The 20,647-nt window shown below is 45.4% G+C and carries 23 protein-coding genes; 11 read left to right on the plus strand and 12 right to left on the minus strand.

All coding sequences use genetic code 11. The annotated features are described in order from the left end of the window. Positions 1–405: 405 nt before the first annotated feature. Both ACKA06_RS20435 and ACKA06_RS20440 read right to left on the minus strand, forming a co-directional pair. Positions 406–981, minus strand: a complete 576-nt coding sequence (locus ACKA06_RS20435; RefSeq protein ID WP_411160526.1) for a DUF5366 family protein — start codon at positions 979–981, stop codon at positions 406–408. Between the two features lie 163 nt (positions 982–1,144). Continuing rightward, a complete protein-coding gene (locus ACKA06_RS20440) occupies positions 1,145–1,414 on the minus strand; it encodes a hypothetical protein (protein ID WP_058299710.1) in 270 nt (89 codons plus the stop codon). A 316-nt stretch (positions 1,415–1,730) separates the two neighbouring features. Between ACKA06_RS20440 and ACKA06_RS20445 the strand changes: the two genes are divergently transcribed. From ACKA06_RS20445 to mnhG, 7 genes are read left to right on the plus strand one after another with little or no spacing between them, the layout of a single operon-like run. Next, complete coding sequence (locus ACKA06_RS20445) at positions 1,731–4,136, plus strand: Na+/H+ antiporter subunit A (protein ID WP_411160527.1); 2,406 nt, start codon at positions 1,731–1,733, stop codon at positions 4,134–4,136. Beyond that, the gene (locus ACKA06_RS20450) at positions 4,133–4,561 is read left to right on the plus strand and encodes a Na(+)/H(+) antiporter subunit B (protein WP_411160528.1); all 429 of its coding nucleotides are present in this window, start codon (positions 4,133–4,135) and stop codon (positions 4,559–4,561) included. Before ACKA06_RS20445 ends, ACKA06_RS20450 begins: the two co-directional genes overlap by 4 nt. Beyond that, entirely contained in the window at positions 4,561–4,902 is a 342-nt protein-coding gene (locus ACKA06_RS20455; protein ID WP_032086395.1) for a Na(+)/H(+) antiporter subunit C, read from the plus strand. The genes ACKA06_RS20450 and ACKA06_RS20455 overlap by 1 nt, the downstream gene beginning before the upstream one ends. Next, positions 4,895–6,376 carry a Na+/H+ antiporter subunit D gene (locus tag ACKA06_RS20460; protein ID WP_411160529.1) on the plus strand — a complete coding sequence of 494 codons (1,482 nt, stop codon included), beginning with the start codon at positions 4,895–4,897 and terminating at the stop codon, positions 6,374–6,376. The genes ACKA06_RS20455 and ACKA06_RS20460 overlap by 8 nt, the downstream gene beginning before the upstream one ends. Before the next feature lie 6 nt (positions 6,377–6,382). After that, positions 6,383–6,859 carry a Na+/H+ antiporter subunit E gene (locus ACKA06_RS20465; RefSeq protein WP_032086397.1) on the plus strand — a complete coding sequence of 159 codons (477 nt, stop codon included), beginning with the start codon at positions 6,383–6,385 and terminating at the stop codon, positions 6,857–6,859. A gap of 47 nt (positions 6,860–6,906) precedes the next feature. Next, positions 6,907–7,143, plus strand: coding sequence for a Na(+)/H(+) antiporter subunit F1 (locus ACKA06_RS20470; RefSeq protein ID WP_411160534.1), 237 nt, complete (start codon positions 6,907–6,909; stop codon positions 7,141–7,143). Further along, the gene (mnhG, locus tag ACKA06_RS20475; RefSeq protein WP_032086399.1) at positions 7,127–7,492 is read left to right on the plus strand and encodes a monovalent cation/H(+) antiporter subunit G; all 366 of its coding nucleotides are present in this window, start codon (positions 7,127–7,129) and stop codon (positions 7,490–7,492) included. Before ACKA06_RS20470 ends, mnhG begins: the two co-directional genes overlap by 17 nt. A gap of 65 nt (positions 7,493–7,557) precedes the next feature. Here mnhG and ACKA06_RS20480 read toward each other — a convergent pair whose 3' ends face one another. Together ACKA06_RS20480 and ACKA06_RS20485 are read right to left on the minus strand one after the other, a co-directional pair. Further along, entirely contained in the window at positions 7,558–7,926 is a 369-nt protein-coding gene (locus ACKA06_RS20480; protein WP_064567322.1) for a DUF2188 domain-containing protein, read from the minus strand. 86 nt (positions 7,927–8,012) lie between these two features. Beyond that, positions 8,013–8,396, minus strand: coding sequence for a PaaI family thioesterase (locus ACKA06_RS20485; RefSeq protein ID WP_032086401.1), 384 nt, complete (start codon positions 8,394–8,396; stop codon positions 8,013–8,015). A gap of 170 nt (positions 8,397–8,566) precedes the next feature. Here ACKA06_RS20485 and ACKA06_RS20490 point away from each other — a divergent pair, with 170 nt between their 5' ends. Further along, the gene (locus ACKA06_RS20490; protein WP_052011378.1) at positions 8,567–8,971 is read left to right on the plus strand and encodes a hypothetical protein; all 405 of its coding nucleotides are present in this window, start codon (positions 8,567–8,569) and stop codon (positions 8,969–8,971) included. A 98-nt stretch (positions 8,972–9,069) separates the two neighbouring features. Here ACKA06_RS20490 and ACKA06_RS20495 read toward each other — a convergent pair whose 3' ends face one another. From ACKA06_RS20495 to ACKA06_RS20505, 3 genes are all read right to left on the minus strand, one after another. After that, a complete protein-coding gene (locus ACKA06_RS20495; protein WP_032086402.1) occupies positions 9,070–9,282 on the minus strand; it encodes a hypothetical protein in 213 nt (70 codons plus the stop codon). Positions 9,283–9,854: 572 nt separating this feature from the next. Further along, on the minus strand, positions 9,855–11,171 hold the full coding sequence (locus ACKA06_RS20500) for a Na+/H+ antiporter family protein (protein ID WP_032086404.1): 1,317 nt from the start codon (positions 11,169–11,171) through the stop codon (positions 9,855–9,857). Between the two features lie 660 nt (positions 11,172–11,831). Next, the gene (locus ACKA06_RS20505; protein WP_411160531.1) at positions 11,832–13,337 is read right to left on the minus strand and encodes a leucyl aminopeptidase; all 1,506 of its coding nucleotides are present in this window, start codon (positions 13,335–13,337) and stop codon (positions 11,832–11,834) included. 160 nt (positions 13,338–13,497) lie between these two features. Here ACKA06_RS20505 and ACKA06_RS20510 point away from each other — a divergent pair, with 160 nt between their 5' ends. Both ACKA06_RS20510 and ACKA06_RS20515 read left to right on the plus strand, forming a co-directional pair. Next, positions 13,498–13,977 (plus strand): divergent PAP2 family protein, encoded by a 480-nt coding sequence (locus tag ACKA06_RS20510; protein ID WP_032086405.1) that lies wholly within the window; start codon positions 13,498–13,500, stop codon positions 13,975–13,977. Between the two features lie 10 nt (positions 13,978–13,987). Beyond that, a complete protein-coding gene (locus tag ACKA06_RS20515; protein ID WP_032086406.1) occupies positions 13,988–14,791 on the plus strand; it encodes a cobalamin-binding protein in 804 nt (267 codons plus the stop codon). A 45-nt stretch (positions 14,792–14,836) separates the two neighbouring features. On the opposite strand, the gene ACKA06_RS20520 is transcribed toward ACKA06_RS20515, so the two are convergent. From ACKA06_RS20520 to ACKA06_RS20530, 3 genes are all read right to left on the minus strand, one after another. After that, complete coding sequence (locus ACKA06_RS20520) at positions 14,837–15,538, minus strand: 3D domain-containing protein (protein ID WP_032086407.1); 702 nt, start codon at positions 15,536–15,538, stop codon at positions 14,837–14,839. Positions 15,539–15,752: 214 nt separating this feature from the next. Continuing rightward, entirely contained in the window at positions 15,753–16,070 is a 318-nt protein-coding gene (locus ACKA06_RS20525) for a YuiB family protein (protein WP_032086408.1), read from the minus strand. An 834-nt stretch (positions 16,071–16,904) separates the two neighbouring features. Next, positions 16,905–17,030 (minus strand): YuiA family protein, encoded by a 126-nt coding sequence (locus tag ACKA06_RS20530; RefSeq protein WP_162266043.1) that lies wholly within the window; start codon positions 17,028–17,030, stop codon positions 16,905–16,907. 318 nt (positions 17,031–17,348) lie between these two features. Here ACKA06_RS20530 and ACKA06_RS20535 point away from each other — a divergent pair, with 318 nt between their 5' ends. Continuing rightward, complete coding sequence (locus tag ACKA06_RS20535) at positions 17,349–18,125, plus strand: STAS domain-containing protein (RefSeq protein WP_052011383.1); 777 nt, start codon at positions 17,349–17,351, stop codon at positions 18,123–18,125. Between the two features lie 30 nt (positions 18,126–18,155). Here ACKA06_RS20535 and ACKA06_RS20540 read toward each other — a convergent pair whose 3' ends face one another. Next, a complete protein-coding gene (locus ACKA06_RS20540; RefSeq protein ID WP_058299698.1) occupies positions 18,156–18,638 on the minus strand; it encodes an NUDIX domain-containing protein in 483 nt (160 codons plus the stop codon). Between the two features lie 408 nt (positions 18,639–19,046). Next, positions 19,047–20,264, minus strand: coding sequence for an NAD(P)/FAD-dependent oxidoreductase (locus ACKA06_RS20545; protein WP_032086410.1), 1,218 nt, complete (start codon positions 20,262–20,264; stop codon positions 19,047–19,049). Positions 20,265–20,647: the final 383 nt, after the last annotated feature.

The raw sequence follows: 20,647 nt of genomic DNA on the forward strand, positions 1-20,647 counted from the left end.
TGAAGGGTGCAATTAGTTTGATGAGAGGCACAATTATTTTTTTATGGGGTGTAATAGGCCCGGGGAAAGGCACAATTATTTTTTATGGGGTCTAATTATTCCGGGAAGAGGCTCAATCAGCTCAATGAAAGGCACAAATTCTCGACGAGACTGCTTTTTTCCATAAAAAATACGCCCCAAATAGCAGATGTGCACTCCACTTCAATCCACTCTCCATAACAACAAAGAAAAAAACGATCGACCAGCAAGATCAGACTCAAATCCATTTATGGAGAAGGGTATAGAATACCTGGCAGGTTTCAAATTGGAGCCGTCATTCTTTTAAAAAAGTTCCTCCTGTTCCGAAAAGCTCAAACACCATAAAAAAGAGTACAAAACCACTGTTTCATACTCCTCAAGCACCAGTCACAACTTCACCTTCGACATAATCGGCAGGCTCGCCATGACACCGTTATATAATTTTAAAATCACTAGAAAAACCGTCAAGAACAAAGAGGACCAAGTGAATAATTGCAGGGTGATGACACCGATGATCCCTGCTTTCGAGACCGTCACACTGATTTTATAAACAAAGTACACAAAATACACAATCGAGGTGGCGGCAAAAATGATGAGCAGTCCCATAAAAGACTTCAGGCTTACGCTTGAGACGAGACCGCCGATAAAATAAATCATCGAGCCGGACCTGACGCGGTTATATAGTTGTCCCTCCGAATCTTTTGAGAAGAAAAGCATTGAGACGCCGTTGATCGTTTCCGCAATTAGCTTCAAGGCTGCAAATACCATGAAAAAGACGATCATGAGCAGGATGAGCAAGACAAATTTCAGTTGAATATCAGACAGGAATTCCCGCATCCCGGGATAAACACCGATTTTTTTAAATAGATCGACTAGCACATCCACCCCGTAAACGGAAAAGGTCAAACTGAACAATAGGATGGCAAACAGCGGCAGATAGCTTGTTAAATATGTATTCTTCAATTGAGAACTCTCCTAACGATTATTCCATGCAGCACTTTCATCATAATCGTTTATGAGAATCTTGAAAAGGGTATTGATAAGAAAATCCTGGGTACTTTGTCTTAACGTATAAAGTCAAAACATAAAAAATGACTGCCTCTCCCACGCGGACATGAAAAGACAGTCAATCCAGTGCTTCGTTTGTGTAAGGTGTCCTGCTCGGCACAATCCGGATGTACTCCCTCGACCTGAACGGCTGGCGGATCCTCTGATTATTCGCCGGTACTTCCTCCATCTCCCCTGTTCCGTCGTAACGGACAGGCTGTAAATTGGCGGTTGACGGATCATCTGTTTCGATGATGCCCCGGTTAAACCGATCCTGTGATTCAACCATCCACCCAACACCGATAAATGTAAAAAGAATCGTAGTAAAGGCCACTGCTTTCCTTTTCAATTTTACCACCACCTTATGGATAGGATTCTCCAAAATGACCAAAACTATTCTTTATTACCCGTAAATTCAACAGGAAAATCTTAAAAATTTTCGAGGTGATCCGCCGCGTTTCTACATATTTAATACTTCGGGAAAGTTTCGGATGAGGCCGATGGCTCAGTAATGCAAGCATTGTTTTTTTACGTTATAATGCTCTTTAGGTTAGGATTTCCGGGCATACTGGAAGAACGGATAAAAATCTCCAGAAGATGACACTACCTACATAAGAAACATTGAAAAATACATGACACGATTTTTTACTAGAGGGGGGTTTTTTATGACATTGTTACATTGGGCTATTCTATCGCCCTTTTTATTTGCTGTTCTTATCCCATTCCTGTATAAGGCATTTCGACCGATTCACACCGGGTGGTTCGTACTGCTTCTGCCGGTTGCTTTATTCAGTTATTTCATTCAATTCATGCCGATTACAAGTGATGGTAAAGTAATAAAGGAAACTGCAGAGTGGATGCCTTCATTCGGCATCGACTTTATTGCGTATATTGACGGTCTCGGGCTGCTGTTCGCACTGCTCATCACCGGGATCGGTTCGCTCGTCGTCCTTTATTCGATTTATTATCTTGATAAGAAAAAGGAACAGTTACATAACTTTTATGTGTATTTGATGATGTTCATGGGTGCCATGCTCGGTGTGGTCCTGTCTGATAACCTGATCGTCCTTTATATGTTCTGGGAATTTACGTCAATTTCATCTTTCCTATTGATCGGTTATTGGTATCACCGTGAACGCTCAAGATATGGTGCCTTGAAATCCATGCTGATCACCGTCTTCGGAGGGTTGTCCATGCTTGGGGGCTTCCTTCTTCTATACCTCATGAGCGGTACGTTCAGTATCCGTGAATTGATTGCCCAATCAGACCAGTTGATGACGAGCGCCCTTTTCGTACCGGCGTTGATTCTCGTCCTGCTCGGTGCCTTTACGAAGTCTGCTCAGTTCCCATTCCATATCTGGCTTCCTGATGCAATGGAAGCCCCTACCCCTGTCAGTGCGTACCTGCACTCGGCTACGATGGTAAAAGCGGGGATCTATCTTGTTGCCCGCATGAGTCCGGTGTTTGCCGAGACAAGCTTATGGTTATGGCTCGTAGGCGGTTTCGGGATCTTTACTTTATTCTGGGGCTCGTTTAACGCCGTCAGGCAGACAGATTTAAAAGGAATCCTGGCCTTCTCGACCGTCAGCCAGCTTGGTTTGATCATGTCGCTCCTCGGAGTGGGTGCAGCAGCCCTTCACTACACACACTTGGACGACAATATTTATATGGTGGCAACACTTGCCGCCGTTTTCCACTTGATCAATCACGCGACTTTCAAGGGAAGCCTGTTCATGGTGGTCGGAATCATCGACCATGAAACGGGGACAAGGGATATCCGCAAACTCGGAGGCCTGATGAGCTTTATGCCGATCACATTCACAGTGGCGGTCATCGGTGCATTTTCAATGGCTGGACTTCCTCCTTTCAACGGATTCTTAAGTAAGGAAATGTTCTTTACAGGAATGGTCCGGGTGCTTGAGATGGATATTTTCAGCCTTGACACAATCGGCATCCTCTTCCCTGTCCTTGCCTGGGTGGGAAGCGTATTTACATTCATTTACAGCATGATCCTCGTGTTCAAAACATTCACGGGTGAACACCAGCCTGAAAAATTGGAGAAAAAGCCTCATGAGGCGCCGTTCGGCATGCTGATCTCGCCGATCATCCTGGCGTCGCTTGTGATTGTATTCGGGTTCTTCCCGAACATCCTGTCTGAGCGGATCATCGCTCCGGCTGTTGCCGCGATCACGCCGAGCCTGGTTGAAGAAGGTCATGCTATTGAAACGCATATTACCTTCTGGCACGGTTTCACACCGGAGCTCTTCATGACATTGGGCGTCATCCTGTTTGGGATCCTTCTCTATCAGCTGCTTCCAAAGTGGAGGAAAATTTACTCGTGGATCCCTGAGCGTTTAACGCTTAATTCCATATATGACGGCGGATTGGTCCGCGGTGAACGGGCCGCATTCTCTTTTACAAGGGGATACATGACCGGATTCATCCGCAGCTATCTCGTCTATATTTTCTCGTTCTTCATCGTGATATTGCTGTTCAGTTTGTGGTTCAAGGGAGCATTCACAATCAATACTGAAGAACTGGCACCGATCGGCGTCTATGAGGTTGCAATCGCCCTTCTGCTAGTCATCAGTTCGGTGACGATCCTTTTTGCGAAATCGAGACTGACTTCGATCATTGCACTGGGGGCTGCAGGCTATACGGTTTCCCTTTTCTTTGTTCTATTCCGGGCACCTGACCTTGCGCTGACCCAGCTAGTCATCGAGACGGTGTCTGTTGCACTGTTCCTTCTTTGCTTCTATCACCTGCCGAAGCTGAGCAGGCATGAAGAAAGAATGAAGTTCAAGCTGGAAAACGCCTTGATATCGATCGGGGTCGGTATCGTGGTGACACTATTCGCGATTTCTTCATACAGTACAAAGCTGTTTGATTCGATATCAAGCTACTATATTGAAAATGTATATGAAGAAGCAGGCGGTAAAAATATGGTCAACGTCATCCTCGTTGACTTCCGCGGATTCGATACATTGTTTGAAATCTGTGTACTTGCCATTGCTTCACTTGGAATTTATTCAATGATTAAACTGCGTCTGACAAGGAGGAAAGAAGGATGAAGACAAAAACAAATGACGTCATCTTACAGACCGTAACAAACGTTGTCGCCTTCTTGATCATCTTGTTTTCCCTTCGGATCTTCTTCGTCGGGCATTACACTCCGGGGGGAGGATTCATCGGGGGCTTGATGACTTCAGCAGCAATCGTCTTACTGCTTCTTGCCTATGATATCAGGACAGTGGCCAACATTCTGCCAGTGGATTATAAGATCCTGACGGCCATCGGCTTGCTGTTTGCAGTCGGGACTTCTGCGGGCGCATTGTTATTCAATGTCCCATTCCTGACTCATGCATATGATTATTTCCACCTGCCCCTATTAGGGAAAACCTCCCTTCACACCGCAGTCTTGTTTGATACAGGAGTGTATCTTGTCGTAATCGGTGTAACGATGACCATTATTCAGACAATAGGGGTGAGTGAATAATGGAAATACTTATGGCAATTGTTGTTGGAATCTTGTTCACAAGCGCTGTATACCTGATGCTCTCTAAGAGCCTGCTCAGGATCATCATAGGGACCGCGTTGCTGAGCCACGGTGCTCATCTGCTTATCCTGACCGTCAGCGGCCTGAAAGGCGGAGATGCCCCGCTGTTGGGCGAACACGCTGAGTCTTATGTCGATCCGCTGCCGCAGGCATTGATTTTGACAGCCATCGTCATCAGCTTCGGGGTCACGGCTTTCTTCCTTGTCCTTGCTTATCGGGCATATCAGGAGCTTGGAACGGATAATGTGGATCAGATGAGAGGAACTGAAGGCAATGACTAACTTATTGATTCTACCGATTTTAATCCCGCTCTTCACAGCGGTCATCTTAATGTTTATCAGCAAATTTATAAAAGTGCAGAGAGGGATCTCAGTCATTTCAACACTGGCGACTGTTGGAGCATCCCTGGTACTCATCAATAAAGTTCACCGGGACGGCATCCAGACGATCGAGCTCGGAAGCTGGAAAGCCCCGTTCGGCATCATACTTGTATCAGACATGCTGTCGGCACTGCTCGTGACGACTACGAGTATCATCACGCTGGTCGTCCTTCTCTATTCGATCAAGTCGATCGGGATCGACAGGGAGCGTTTCTATTTTTACCCTGTCGTGCAATTCCTGCTTGTCGGGGTGAACGGCGCCTTCACGACAGGTGATATATTCAACTTATTCGTCTTCTTCGAGGTCATGCTGATGAGTTCCTACGTTCTCCTTGTCCTTGGCGGAACGAAGGCACAGCTTCGCGAAGGGATCAAATACATCCTGGTGAACGTGATTTCTTCCGCGCTTTTCGTCATCACGGTCGCCTATCTTTATTCTGTGTTAGGCACATTGAATATGGCGGATATTTCAAGGAAGATCTCGGAAGTGAACCAGCCGGGTATCATCACGGCGATCGCCGTACTGTTCCTTGTCGTCTTTGGATTGAAGGGTGCTATATTCCCGCTGTACTTCTGGCTGCCGGGTTCTTATTATGCACCGCCGACACCTGTACTGGCTTTATTCGGCGCCCTTCTCACCAAAGTGGGGATCTACTCGATCACAAGGACCTATACGCTGTTCTTCCCTCATGATATCGGCTACACGCATGAGATTCTCGGGGTACTTGCCATCCTGACAATCGTGTTCGGATGCATCGGTGCCATAGCGTATTGGGACGTAAAGAAAATCATCATTTACAATATCATCATTGCAGTCGGGGTCATTTTGTTCGGAGTTTCCACAATGAACCCGGACGCACTTGAAGGTTCGGTGTATTACCTTGTGCATGACATGATCATCAAAGCTGCCCTGTTCCTGCTTGTCGGGGTCATGATAAAAATCACCGGCACAACGGACCTGAAAAAAATGGGCGGACTCATCAAGGAGTATCCTTGGCTCGGCTGGACCTTTTTAGTGGCAGCCTTCTCCCTTGCCGGAATCCCTCCATTAAGCGGATTCATCGGAAAGTTGATGATCCTGAGGGGAAGTTTCAGTGATGGAGCGTATCTCGGAGCGGCTATCATCCTTGCATCCAGCCTTCTGGTCCTTTATTCCGTCATTAAAATATTCCTGAATGGAATTTGGGGCACACCGAAGGAATACAACGGTATCACAAAAGGACACGCCCGATACTTATGGATGACGTCAGCCGTACTTGTTGTACTTGCCGTCTTCTACGGCTTAGGGGCAGAAGCCCTGCGGCCGTTGTTCTCACAGGCTGCAGATGTCCTGATGGACCCCGATCTCTATATAGACGCAGTGTTAAAGGAGTAATGTAGAATGGCCTTTCAAATTTTATTAAACTTTTTCTTAGCCTTTGTCTGGATGTTTCTCTCAGTGTCCTTTACTGCACAGTCATTTTTGATCGGCTTCATATTGGGATTGCTCGTGATTTTTGCATTCAGAAGATTTTTCAGCTCCCGCTTCTATCTATTGAGGGTGGGGGCGGTGGTCAGCTTATTGTTCTTATTTATCAAAGAGCTGATCATGGCGAATATTTCGGTGTTAAAAGTGGTGCTGAGGCCCAAGCTTGATTTCAAACCCGGCATTTTCGCCCTTCCGACTGAATTAAAAACAGATTGGGAGATTACGTTGCTTGCAAACCTAATTACCTTGACTCCAGGGACATTGGTAGTGGATGTATCGTTCGATAATAAAATTCTCTACATCCACGCAATCGATATTGAGGATGTTAATGAATCGATTGATGAAATCAAGAATTCATTTGAAAAAGCAATCATGGAGGTGAGCCGCTGATGCTGCATACAGTCATTCAAATCACCCTGCTTCTCGTCTCCCTGTCCATGCTTGGCCTTATCTATCGGGTCATCAAGGGCCCGACAATCCCCGACCGGGTCGTCGCGCTTGATGCAATCGGCATCAATCTGATCGCGATCGTCGCCCTTATTTCGATGATTATCGATACGTATGCATTCTTATCGGTGATTCTTCTCCTCGGAATTCTCGCATTCCTTGGAACGGTAGCCTTTTCAAAGTTTTTGGAGAAAGGGGAGATAATCGAACGTGAGCGTAATCATTAGTTGGATCATCGCACTATTATTACTGATTGGGGCATTTCTCAGCCTTGTCGCTACTTTCGGGGTGATACGCCTCCCGGATATCTATACGAGGAACCACGCAGCCTCAAAAGGGGCGACACTCGGGATCATGTCGATTCTGATTGGAACATTCCTTTACTTCTATCAGGAGCACGGCCATTTCAATTCTAACTTGATCCTGGCCATCGTCTTCATCTTTGTGACTGCACCTGTAGCGGGTCATCTCATTGCACGTGCCGCTTATAATTCCGGCGTTGGATTGTCGGAAAACAGCGTCCGGGATGACCTAAAGGGAAAAGAGGAATATGAAAAACAGAATTCTTCGATTTAGATCCGCGAAAAACGATATGAAAAAAGCTTGACCTGGCGGGTTATTCCCGTCCGGGTCAAGCTTTTTTATTGGTCATATAATTCCTGCTCTACACTCCCATCCTGTTTATGGATGACGAGCGTCCCCGAGTGGTCCGTCACATAGTCCTTCGCTTTTGAAAGAAGATCCCCTTTTGTGTCTTCCACCATAATGGCACGGCTGCTGCCTTCCTTTATCAATTGCCATCCATCGTCATGGGGTTTCACATGATATTCTGTCTTATCCGTTTCCGTTCCTTCCTCGGATTTATGGGCTCGGTCAGTCGCAATCGCAATTGCTCTTCCTTCCTCATACCCTTCATCCAAGAGGGCGTTGCCGATCTCGATCGCTTTATTCCGGACATCTGCCGGGAGATTCTTTAAGGAATCGGGATAATCATTTTTGCTCCATGGCATTGTGAAAACCTCCTTCAATTGGTTACTTATTGATTTCCCAATGTGAAGATTTTTAAACGTTTACTATGTACCGTGAGAGGGGAAGACTAGCGTTTTGGCACGACTGCCATCGTACAGCGTGACACACAGATCAATTGCTCTTCCTCATCGGTGATTTTGATGTCCCACACCATCGTCGTTTTCCCTTGGTGCATCACCGTTGCTGTGGCAGTAACCTGCCCATCCCGTTTTGCCTTGATATGATTGGCATTGATTTCAAGTCCGAAACAAATCTCCTTATCAAGATCGATCAATTCCACCGCCCCTACACTCGCCACCGTCTCAGCAAGTGCGACCGAGGCTCCGCCGTGGAGGAAACCGAACGGCTGCCGTGTCGCCTCGTTGACGGGCATGGTCGCGATCACCTTTCCCTTCCCTAATTCCACAAATTCAATTCCTAGTGCACTGATCAATGTATTTTCCAGTTTCATTCTGTTCACCTCATTATGTCATTATATAGTAGGATTTCGCCAAAAAGGTGTAAAAACCTTTAATGAATTAGCGGGTGCCTCCCTCCGGACTGACGTGGTTAAGAATAATCTCATCTGCAGCTGAATACATTTCCTTAGAGCCTATAAGCAAGGATATAAGGAGGTATTCCATGAATCGCTACCATCCATTTTACCATGGAGTCCAGAGCCCCTATCAGCAGCACCACATGAGAATGAATTATCCACAGTACCCGGCCCATCCTTATCGCAATAACTTCCCCCCGGTAGAAACAAAAACCTTTATGGCCTCTGCAGACAAAACATTGACATTAATGGACAGCGCCCATTTCGTGTTGACGAAAATAAAGACTGATACATCCTTTGCCCATAAGCTGATGGATCTTGCCCAGCAGTCAAATACCGCCGAGGTCCTGAAGCTTATCCGCCAAACCGGCGTAAAAGTCGTACCGGTCGTTTCATTCAACCCTGACGGGATCCACATGGTATTCGATGAAAAACTTGGGGAGATCGACTGCTGTCATCTGATTGTAGAGGTGAGATGGAGGGAGATGTAAAATACGGTCCTTTTGCTTCATCAGGGACAATGACATGTGGGCTTAAAAGAAAAAAGGGGCTTCAAGGCAGTAACCTTGAAGCCCCTTTTTATCTATGATTAATAATACGGGTAATATCCCGGATATCCATACCCATAGCCGTACCCATACGGTTGATAATACGGATAAGACCCTTGAGATAACAGCGCCGATCCCACCAGTCCGCCTAATACACCGCCGACAAATGGAGCGCCAAAAAATCCACCGCCGTAGAACGGCCTTCTGCCGATTCCTCCGTAAGGTCTTCTTCTATACAAAAACTGATTGTTCATCCCAGCTTCCTCCTCTTCGTCCATTTTCTTATAAACAGCCGTCTATTTTTTATAGGCTTCCATATTGTTTTATGCGAGAGGAGGCGGTTTTGAATGGGCGGACGGTTCGGGGGGGCTGGCGGCTTCTGGGTTGCAGATCCTCTGGGGTCCCTTGTCCGGGCATGGGCAGTGCGGCTGGGGACGGGTTGGGGCAGAGGTTGGGACAGGTTCATGGACAGGTTTGGGGACGCGGGTTGGGGCATAATCCCGCTGCAAAGATTTTTTGACAAGTTGCTTGTATTTTAGTGAAAGTGGCACGTATTTTTAAAAAGTGGATCGCAAATTTTAAATGTGGATCGTATTTTTGAAAAGTGGCACGTAAATCTGAAAAGTGGCACGTATTTTCCAAAACCGGGTCGATAACCGGCTTTCAACATTCACTACATTCAATGATCCTGCCCCAAAAGCTGAGTCTCGAGGCTTAATCGCTAAATATTAATCTATTTTAGTTCATATTCAAGTCAAAAACCCTTCCTCCAAGCCACTCCATAAAAAAACAGAGGACCCGTAGATCCCCTGATTCATTCAACCTATTAAAATATCAGCGCCGCAATCCATCCAAAGATGATAAGCGGGATATTATAGTGCAGGAATGTCGGTACACACGTATCCCAGATGTGATTGTGCTGACCGTCTGCATTCAATCCGGCTGTCGGGCCGAGCGTACTGTCTGAAGCTGGAGATCCTGCATCACCCAGGGCACCGGCTGTTCCAACGATGACGATTGTCGACATCGGGCTGAAGCCGAGTTCCATGCAAAGAGGTACGAATATCGCTGCAATGATCGGAATCGTCGCGAATGATGACCCAATCCCCATTGTGACAAGGAGACCAACAACAAGCATGATGAGTGCCGCCATCGCCTTGTTTCCACCGATCGCATCCGCAGTTGCCTCAACAAGCGTTTCAACGTGTCCTGTCGCTGTCATGACTTCGGCAAATCCTGAAGCAGCAATCATGACAAATCCGATGAACGCCATCATTTTCATTCCTTCATTCAACAGGCCGTCAGCTTCCTTCCACTTCACAGAGCCGGAAAGGTAAAGAACAGCAATCCCGGCAAGTGCACCAAAGATCATGGATTCGAGTTGAAGCTGTACAAACAATGCAACGATGATAGAAATAAAAGCAAAGACCATTGCTTTTTTGTTGTACACCATTTTTTCTTCTGAAATGACTTCCTTTGCTGCACTGTACTTTCTTGGTTTGCGGTAGCTCACAAATACAGCAATCAACAATCCGATGAACATTCCTCCCACAGGAATCAGCATGGCTTTAGGGATGTCCCCCATTGCAACGTCCATTCCGCTGCTCGCCATGTTTTGTGCAATGATTTCGTGGAACTGCAGGCCGAATCCCACTGGCAGCAGGATATATGGCGCAGTCAATCCGAATGTGATGACTGAAGCGATCAATCGTCTATCCAATTCAAGTTCCGTCATGACTTTCAATAACGGCGGAATCAAGATCGGGATAAATGCGATATGGATAGGGATCAGGTTTTGTGAAAAAACAGCCATGATTAAAATAGAGAAAACAATAAGTGCTTTGGAAAGAGCTGTTTTTCTTGAATCCCCTTTTTTCCCGACAACCTTCAATACCCAATCAACGAGCAGATTCGGAATCCCTGTGTAGGAAATCGCCACGGCGAATCCCCCAAGTAATGCGTAGCTTAAGGCGATATTGGCCCCTCCTGATAATCCTTCGGAAAAGACAGAAATCGTCTCGCTCATGCCCATGCCGCCGACAAGTCCGCCGACAAGCGCACCCGTGATGAGTGCAAAGACGACGTTGACGCGCACAAGACTCAATATGAGCATAACCAGAACAGCAATGACAACTGCGTTCATCGTTCATTCCTCCTTAAAAAATGTCTTCAGTACAGCCTCGTTCAATATGGCTGAACTGTTTATGTTTGATTGTTCAACAGAGTTACTTTAGTTCGCTAAATTGGTAGAGTAGTAAAACAACGTTTTTAACTTTAACAAGATAAAGAGAGGTTGTCAATACTTTAGTCTGATGAATCGTTAAAATGATTGTTGGTAAGTTTTTGTATGGTCCGAATACGGGGGGTGGGGGGGTGATGGCTTTATATACCGCTGTTGATTTCCGTGGAAGACTTCGCTTTCCGCGGGTGACCCGTGAGCCTCCTCGGCTTCGCCTGCGGGAAGAAAAGCGAAGGGGCTTTGCTCAGAGGCTTTGTCATAAGGCGAATCGGCCACGAAGGTGTTCTTTGCCTTCTTGGTCGATTTGACTTATGACATTTGCCTCTAAGCCCTGTAGCTGGACAGGTCTCACTTTCGCCACATCTCCCGCAGGAGTCTTCGTCTTCCACTCCAATCAACAGCTGGAACGGCCACTGTATTCAGAATTTTATTTACTCCAAGACGTCCATGCCCTAATTTCTTTTTAAGATTGACAATATCCTTTAAAAGTAAATTAATTTAAAAAGCCCTTCCTGATCCAATTCTCTGGATTAGGAAGGGCTTTAACAATCCTTTTAATCAAACTTATTTTTCCAACGGCTCGAACCGTTCCACCAGCAGTGCCAGTGTGCGGACCATGACGCCTGTTGCTCCGGAAGGACCAAGGTCATAACTGCTCTTGGTCGTTGCGGTTCCCGCGATGTCGAGATGGACCCACGGAAGACCTTCGGCAAATTCGCCTACGAAGGCACCGCCCATGATGGCGTGTCCTGCACGGCCAGGTGAGTTATTGAGATCTGCGATCTTGCTGCTCCGCACACGTTTTTTATCATGCTCCGTGTAAGGAAGCTGCCAGATGAATTCACCTGATTCGCCCGAAGCTTCAAGCACTTGCTCAAAGAATGCTTCATTATTAGTCAGCGCACCCGTTTTATCCTCACCCAGGGCCACGATGACTCCGCCGGTCAGCGTCGCCACATCCACGAGGTAATTCGCTCCGTGATGCTTTGCATACGACATACCGTCTGCAAGCGCAAGGCGGCCTTCAGCATCCGTGTTCAGCACCTCGATCGTTTTGCCGCTCATCGCCGTGATGACGTCATCCGGCTTGAATGCGGATCCGCTTACCATGTTGTCCGTTGACGGAATGACAGCTACCACATTCTGTTCGGGCTTTGTTTCACCGATGATTTCCATCGCTCCGAGAACTGCAGCTGCGCCTCCCATATCCGTTTTCATGCCGACAATGCCGTCCTTCGGCTTGATGGAGTAGCCGCCGGTATCAAATGTGATCCCTTTTCCGACTAATCCGATGACGTCTTTCCACTCATCTTTTCCGCTGTATTTCAATACAATCATCTTAGGCGGCTCAACCGACCCCTGATTGACAGCAAGCAGGGCGCCCATTCCGAGGTTTTCCATTTCTTCTTTATCAAGAATTTCCGCCTCGAAATCATAGCGCTCCGCAAGCTCCAGTGCGTATTCTGCCATCTTAGTGGATGTAAGCAGGTTTCCAGGTGTATTCACGAGCGTACGTGCTGAATTGACTCCTCTTCCAAAAGCCGCTCCGACTTCAAGTGCCGTTTTGACTTCTTTTTCGTCTTCGCCTGTCAGGAATTCAATGCTGTCCACATAAATTTCAGGTTCGTTCGATTTTTGCTTGTAGCCCTCAAACTGATAGGTAGCCATCGTGAACGCTTCCGTGAAAGCATGTGCCGAATCTGCAGCAGGCAGTTCTTCTGATGAAAATGTATCAAGTGCGACTGAAAATGAAGAGACCTTCATGTTCTTCAATTCTTTTGATGCCAGTCCCATCGCTTCTTTCAGAAGGTCGAAAGTCAGCTCCTTTTTTTTGCCGAGGCCGACAAACAGGATCCGTTTGCTGCTGATCTTACCGAATGTATGTATTTTTGATAGTTTCTTAGATTTGGATGAAATATCCCCATCCTTTACCAGTGAAGTAAGATACCCTTCAAACGAGTGATCAAGCTCTTTAAGCTCACCGTCGAATTGCGGCTGATGATAAACACCGACCACCAGGCATTCTTTAGCTGCTTCTGTTATGTGTTTCTGATTGATTGTAAAATTCATTTCCCCTGACACCTCCACCATCCATTATACCGGAGATGTCAGTTAATTTCGACATGGGGGCATCGGGTCCGTGTAAGTTAGTTCTGAATTCATTCGGGTATGATATAATAAGAACATTATTTTATTTTCAGACTTTTAAAAAAAGATGGCAGGTGACAGCATGGAAGTATTCTTGAATTTTCCTTTGTGGGCCTCTTTATTCGCAATCTTCTTTGCACAGTTCGTTAAAGTGCCCATACAATTTATTGCAACGAGGGAATTGAACTGGTCATTGATCACTTCTACAGGCGGAATGCCGAGCTCCCACTCTGCCGCAGTAACGGCTTTATCAACAGGCGTTGCATTGGAAACCGGTCTTTCCTCCCCCATTTTTGCCGTTTCGGCGATCTTTGCCATCATCACGATGTTTGATGCGACAGGGGTCAGAAGGCAGGCAGGCGAACAAGCCATCGTGTTGAACCGGCTGACGGTGGACTTCCAGCGGTTCATGACCGAAGCCAAAGGATGGCAGAATAAACCCGAGCAGGAAAAAAGGAAAGAGTTAAAGGAACTGCTTGGACACAAACCGATCGAAGTTTTTTTCGGCGGACTTTCAGGAATCGTCCTGACCCTTATTCTGCACTATTTATTATTTATGTAGGAGTGATTCGGTGAGGATTGTCTCTATTTGCCCCAGCAATACTGAAATCATTGATTATCTCGGCCTTACATCCAGTCTGGTCGGGGTGGACGATTTTTCCGATTATCCCGGGGAGGTCCGCTCTCTTCCAAAGCTCGGCCCCGACTTGTCCATTGACATGGATAAGCTGCAGTCGCTGAAACCGGATCTTGTCTTATCCTCATTAAGCGTACCCGGCATGGAAAAGAATATCGAAGAATTGGATAGAAGGGAAATCCCCCATATCACTCTGAACCCTCAAAGCTTCAATGATATTGCGGAGGACCTTTTAACGGTCGGAAAAGCATGCGGAATAGAGGAGACCGCGGGTGAAAAGCATCATACCTTCTTACATACGGTCGAAGAACTGAAGCGGTTGAGCAGGACTGTGGACAGCATTCCGACCCTGTACTGGGAATGGTGGCCAAAGCCCGTTTTCACTCCGGGTAAAATAAACTGGCTTACGGAACTGAGTGAGATGGCAGGGGCTGAGAATGTTTTCAACGATGTGGATCTTGCCAGCGTCCAGACCGATTGGGAAGACGTCAGGAACCGTGAGCCCGATTATATCTGCCTTGCCTGGGTCGGCGTACAGCAGAAACGGGTTAACCCCGGAATCGTGAAGAAGCGCCCGAAGTGGGATACGATGAAAGCGGTAAAAGAAAATCGGATTCTCATACTTGAAGAAGCACTCTACTGCAGGCCGTCCCCCCTTTTATTAAAAGGGGCCCTGAAGCTTGCGATAGAACTCCATCCTGAAGTATACAAAGGTTTGGATATTCAATATGACACATAAGAAAAAAGCTCGTACTCAGAAGTTTCACTGAATACGAGCTTTTTATTATTCCTTTGTTGATAATATCTGTTGCCTGAACACCTGCATGGATTCGTTGCTGTTCAGTTTCACCAGTTCCTCTTCGGTCAGTTTTCCCGATCCCACTTGAACGAGATACACATCGAGGGTTTGTTTTCCCCATTCGTTATAAACCTGGTCCACGGTATCGTAATACAAATCGAGACGGTTCCCTTTGATCGCGCTGCCTGTATCCGCCACAACCCCGTACCCATAGTTAGGGATGAATAGGATCGTCCCGATCGGATAGACGGATGTATCTGCTGCAATCGTTGAATAGAGGTCCCGTTTCACTTTTACTCCCGAATATGTAATTCCATACGAGGGGTGTCCCGGATTTTTCCCAGTGGACTCCACCCCGGCAGTATAGCCTGTTGCCACCACCCGGTTCTTCGGATACTGTTCCCAGTTAACCGATTCTTCAAGCGTTGGAGCCTTCCCCACAACAGGTTTCGAAGAGATCAAGGTCTTTGCACCTGCCAGTCTCTTCAAAAATTTAAATGACAAAGATATATGATTTGTTTTATGATTTTCCGAATAGCTTTCTGACTGATGCCCATGATTCTCATTCAGCCATGATTTAAATGTCTGGGCTTCCACCCCCGATACCGATTGAAAGGTGGTGCCTAAAGCCAGTGTGAATAAACCGGCCATTATGATTCGTTTCGTCCATTTTCTTACCAAATTCATGAATTCACTCCTCCCACCCTTATTCCTTCCCCAAGGGTTTGGTATTTATTCATAAATTGATAAAAAAATCGAATAGTTTCATTTTTTGGAAAATAATAGGTTTTTTGTTCCCAAGGTAAAATCGATAGTGATGAAAACTCCTTCTAGAGATTGCAAAGCCTTTAACACATACAAAAAACCGTTCAACCCGGTAGCTCGGTTAAACGGCAGATAATTAAAACATTCTGTATCCTTTTGCTCTCAATATCCTCATTACAATCCCCGACAGGACAGCCCCAGTCAGGCCGCTTCCCAAGATCAAAAGATCAGCCAAAGCCAAATTGCCTAATTTCGTTCCCAAGTCGGAAAATGAAACACCTGCGTTCCGGAAATATTCTATAAAACGGACATCGTCTACAATAAAGATGACAACAAGCGGATAGATGACCGCCATGATCCATGTCATACGCAATAACATATTAAGCAAAAAACCGATTCCAAAAAACAGAACCAGGAACAGAAGCATCGAAATGATCATTACATGTATAGGCATTTACCGTCTGCACCTCCATAAACACTAAAGTTTAGTGTACTCAATGTTTATGAAAGCGTCAATCTTTTGGAAGAGGTATTCACAAAATCAACAAAATTCCAGATCATTTCAGTAAAAAGATTAGTGAAATATCTTGAATCAGACTCTATACACCGCTAATGATTTCCGTGCAAGATTTCGCTTTCCGCGGGTAGCCCGTGAGCCTCCTGGTTCTGGTGGCAGATCCTCTCCAGCTCCGGCGTCTGGTCCCTAGAACTCCTGATCAATTTTTTTGAGGGTGACGAAGGTTAGAGGTGTTTTTGGCGCAGTATACGAATGGTTGCACTCACTTTATTAGGTGTATTCAGCGTTTTGGCTCAAGGAGCGCTATAATGCAGCCTGCGGAACGGAGTGAATTGGGGGAATCTTTTAATATTGCCCCGTAATCTTTCGAAAACTGGATTTTTTCTTTCAATTCCTGGCAATAATCTTTGAATTCTGCGGAATAATCTTCGAATTTCATGATTTTTTCCGTCACTTACCAAAAAAAGCCAATATCGAGATGATCGGACCTAAAAAAAGCACTTTTCCGGTCCATTTCTTTTGTGCTTGTAGGCAAGACGAAGACTCCTGCGGGAAGAGTAGCTTATTAAAAAAGCGGAAGGCCTTTGATCAAAGGCTTATGTCATGTGCCTCTAAGCCCTGCAGACTTCAATCAACCGCTGGGGAGAACCTACATACCAGATTAAGTCCAAACAAAAACCCCAATTTATTTGCCTGCTAAGACAAATAAATTGGGGTTTATTTATTCTAAAAATTTCTGTTCCAGCCTCTTTATAAGTTAATCGTATAGTTCTATTTCTGTTTCCCGCTGCCTCCGCAGCAAGGGCAAGTTTCAGAACCACCCAACACTAACTGAAAGTATCCTTTTCCTGAACAGTATAGACAAAATTTTGTTTTCGTACTTGCAGTAGCTCTCATGATTCCCTCTCCTTTGGGTTTGTTTTTATAATTTTCTGATAATATATCATCTATCCTTTCCAATGAAAAGGGACATATTAGGGGATGTACCTCTAAGAAAGCGAAAACATTGCTTGTTATCTTTTATTATCTCGCTTTTTCATATAATTTACTGAATTTTTAAATAAATCACACTAACGTGTTTGCTTGCCTGAATGTTAAGGCTTTCCCAGTGGTCCAATCCCCTCTTTCTCCATTACGTTTTACATTTTTCTTGTTTGTTATATACTTGTATTAGAAATACTTGTATAAATCGCAGAAACAAGGTGGCGTACCAAAATGAACTGTTCCATTCCTATCACTATTACAAGTACTGATGCCTTAAACAGCATCGGAGAAAATATCATTATTGCCGACAAGGATTATAACGTCACATGGATGAATGCAACAGCCGTCAAGTCCATGACAGTCATTGCCCCGCTATTCGGCCTGGTGGGTGCTGATCAAATCATCGGAATGAATATGGACGAGTTTCACAGGATGCCGCAGTATCAACGCAGGATCATGACTGGACTTCAGGAAACGCATCGGGCAAGGATCACTATCAAGAACAAGTTTGCTGCAGATATTGTCATCAATCCCATCGCGAGTGCAGCCCATTCAGGTCAAGTAGAGGGCTATATGGTCATGCTTATGGATGTTACCACTAAGGCTGAAGAAGAAAAGAAAAGGGAAACCATGATTGAGGAGCTGTCTGTGCCCATCTTGCATATATGGGACAAGACAATCGCGCTGCCGCTCAAAGGTGAGCTCGACCATGAGCGGGGAGAAAAGGTAATCAGCACGGTACTTGAGGAGTGTGTCTCGGGAGGCGTCGAATTTGTGATGATCAGTCTCAGCGGGATCAACAGGTTTGATGACAGCATCAGGCAAAATCTTCAAAACCTATACGATTGCCTGAAATTGATCGGGGTCGAATGCATCATCGTTGGTATCACTCCCGAACTTGCCATCCGGATCGGTGAGTTTAAAGATATTGTTACGTTCAGTCATTCAAATGTCGGACTCAAATATATCATGTCCAAATTGGACAGCGAAACCAATGAGAAAAGGTGATGGAAGCACCAAAATGCCTCCATCACCTTTTTACATAAACAGTTTATAACTTGTATACCCAAACTGTTCGCCTGGATCCAGTCCTTCTATAGCCTGGTGACGCTGCAGTAAGTCACCCTGTTTCAACATTTCATGAATCATCACCGACGTTTTCCCGTCAACCATTAAAGCATTCGGTGATTTCCACTGCACATCGAACAATTCATTTTTTTCTATTTCTATTTGATCAGTTTCGATATGGTTTAAATGAAAGATGATCATATTGTCACTGATTTCATTGCCGATTACACCCGTACGCACCCCGATGATGCCGTTCACGGTCGTTGTGAGGCCCGTCTCCTCTTTGACCTCGCGGATGACAGCTTCATCCACTGTCTCTCCTTCATTGACGAACCCGGCCGGCAATGACCACATGCCTTTCAATCCGCCGTATCTCTTCTTAACAACAAGCCAATTTCCTTCTTTATCTATAACGAGTCCGGCAACAGCCAGCCATACTTTTCCCCTTTTCATCTGCTCCTCCTCTTCCTGTCGCTTTCTCTTTCTTTTAAGGTACTACAGGATGGGAAGATATAAAAGTCATGAGTGGATATTCAGGAAGGAAGGGCTATATAATGATGCCCCGTGGACTTGTCTCAGAATGCCTATTTCGAGCCAGGCCCGGGTTCAAGTATTGGCTTTGATGCAGCTGAAGGGCAGCACGCTGGAAGCGCGAGGGATTAGTCGATTTTTTAGAATTGTCGGTAACATCTATGAAATCTGTTGAGAAACTTGATTTTTTGTGGATAAAAATGAATTTTCGTTGATAAAACCTCTTTTTGTTGATAACCAACCAAAAAACGTTGATAAACCCAGCATCGTAACAATGAAACAATGAAAAAAAGCAGAGCGGGTTTCCGCTCTGCTTTTTTTCACTTCATATTAAAAGAATTTGAATTTACCCTTTTTGAATACGAGTGAAGGTCCGCCAACCATGTACAATGCACGGTTGTCTACTACCTTCTTCATGAATGATGCTTTCGTACCTGTAAGTTTCTTGCCGTACACAACGCCGATTGCGTCATTTTCACCAAGTGAACATACTGTACCTTTGATATCCGGAGTGAATTCTTCAAGATCATTTTTACCGTGAAGAAGGGCTGCGATATTACGGGCACACACTTCTCCTTGCTGCATCGCGATTTGTGCAGTCGGAGGATATGGGCGTTCCGTTTCTTCATTGATCATCAATGAGCAGTCTCCAACGATGAAGATATTGTCATGTCCAGGCGCACGAAGATCCTTGTTGATCTTGACGCGTGCACGCATGTTTTCAATACCCGCTTTTTCAATGACGCGATTACCGCGGACACCTGCTGCCCATACGATTGTTCCGGCTTTGATTTCTTCCACTTCATCTTCGCCTTTAGCAATCAGGACGCTGCCTGCTTTTGCTTCCTTAAGCGGTGTTCCGATATGGAATTCAACGCCTTTTTTCTCAAGTGTGGCACGTGCATATTTAACAAGCTCCGGATCGAATCCAGGAAGGATCATAGGAGCTGCCTCAACACATACGATGCGCACTTTGGAACGGTCGATATCGTACTCTTTGCAAAGCTCAGGAACGCGGTTACCAAGTTCACCAAGGAATTCGATACCAGTGAAGCCTGCGCCGCCCACAACGATTGTCAGGCGCTCGTCTTTAGGCACCTCTTCATTCTTATATGTGGCAAATTGAAGTTCGATATGCTCACGGATCTGACGGGCAGAATTGACGTTCGCAATCATGAAAGCATGCTCATGCAAGCCCTGGATGCCGAACGTTTCAGATTCTGCACCTAGTGCAACGACCAGGTAATCGAATTCCACTTCACCTTCGCTTGTAAGGACTTTCTTTTCTTCAACTTTGATGTCATCAACAGTTGCCTGTAAGAAATTCACTTTGCTTGTATTCACAACGTCCTTGACGTCATAGCGTACACGGTCATGATGAAGAGTCCCTGCAGAAGCTTCATGCAGCCATGTTGTTTCATAATGGTAGTCATTTTTATTAATAAGGATGACTTCCGCTTCGTTCGTACCCAATTGCTTCTGAAGACGAGTTACTGTCATAAGCCCGCCGTAACCTGCACCTAAAACAACGATTCTTGGCTTTCTCAACTGAATCACATCCACCTTTTTGATTGTATTTGCGTAGGATACTCTTAGAGTCCTCCACATCAGTCTTTTTTATCCCGTCAATCTGCTGCTACTATCTCTTTCCCCTTTTGAAGGAACCAAAAACAAATGGAACGGGATTTTTCTGCAGAACAGAAAGTAATGAATAAAGAAAAAATAAAAACAAAAAATAAGTTTGTGACATCCTTCACGTACTATTTCAGACCGCGAGAATTGTCATAAATTCTTAACAATATGTCTACATTACATAATATTCTTTTTACCCCATCTTTTCAAGGTATTACGGATAAATAATCATTCTTGGGAAAATTGCGACAATACCTCCCTCGTTAATAACTGAACATTCCAAAAAACAATCTAAATTT

This window comes from Rossellomorea oryzaecorticis (assembly GCF_045897515.1).
Taxonomy (GTDB): Bacteria; Bacillota; Bacilli; order Bacillales; family Bacillaceae_B; genus Rossellomorea; species Rossellomorea enclensis.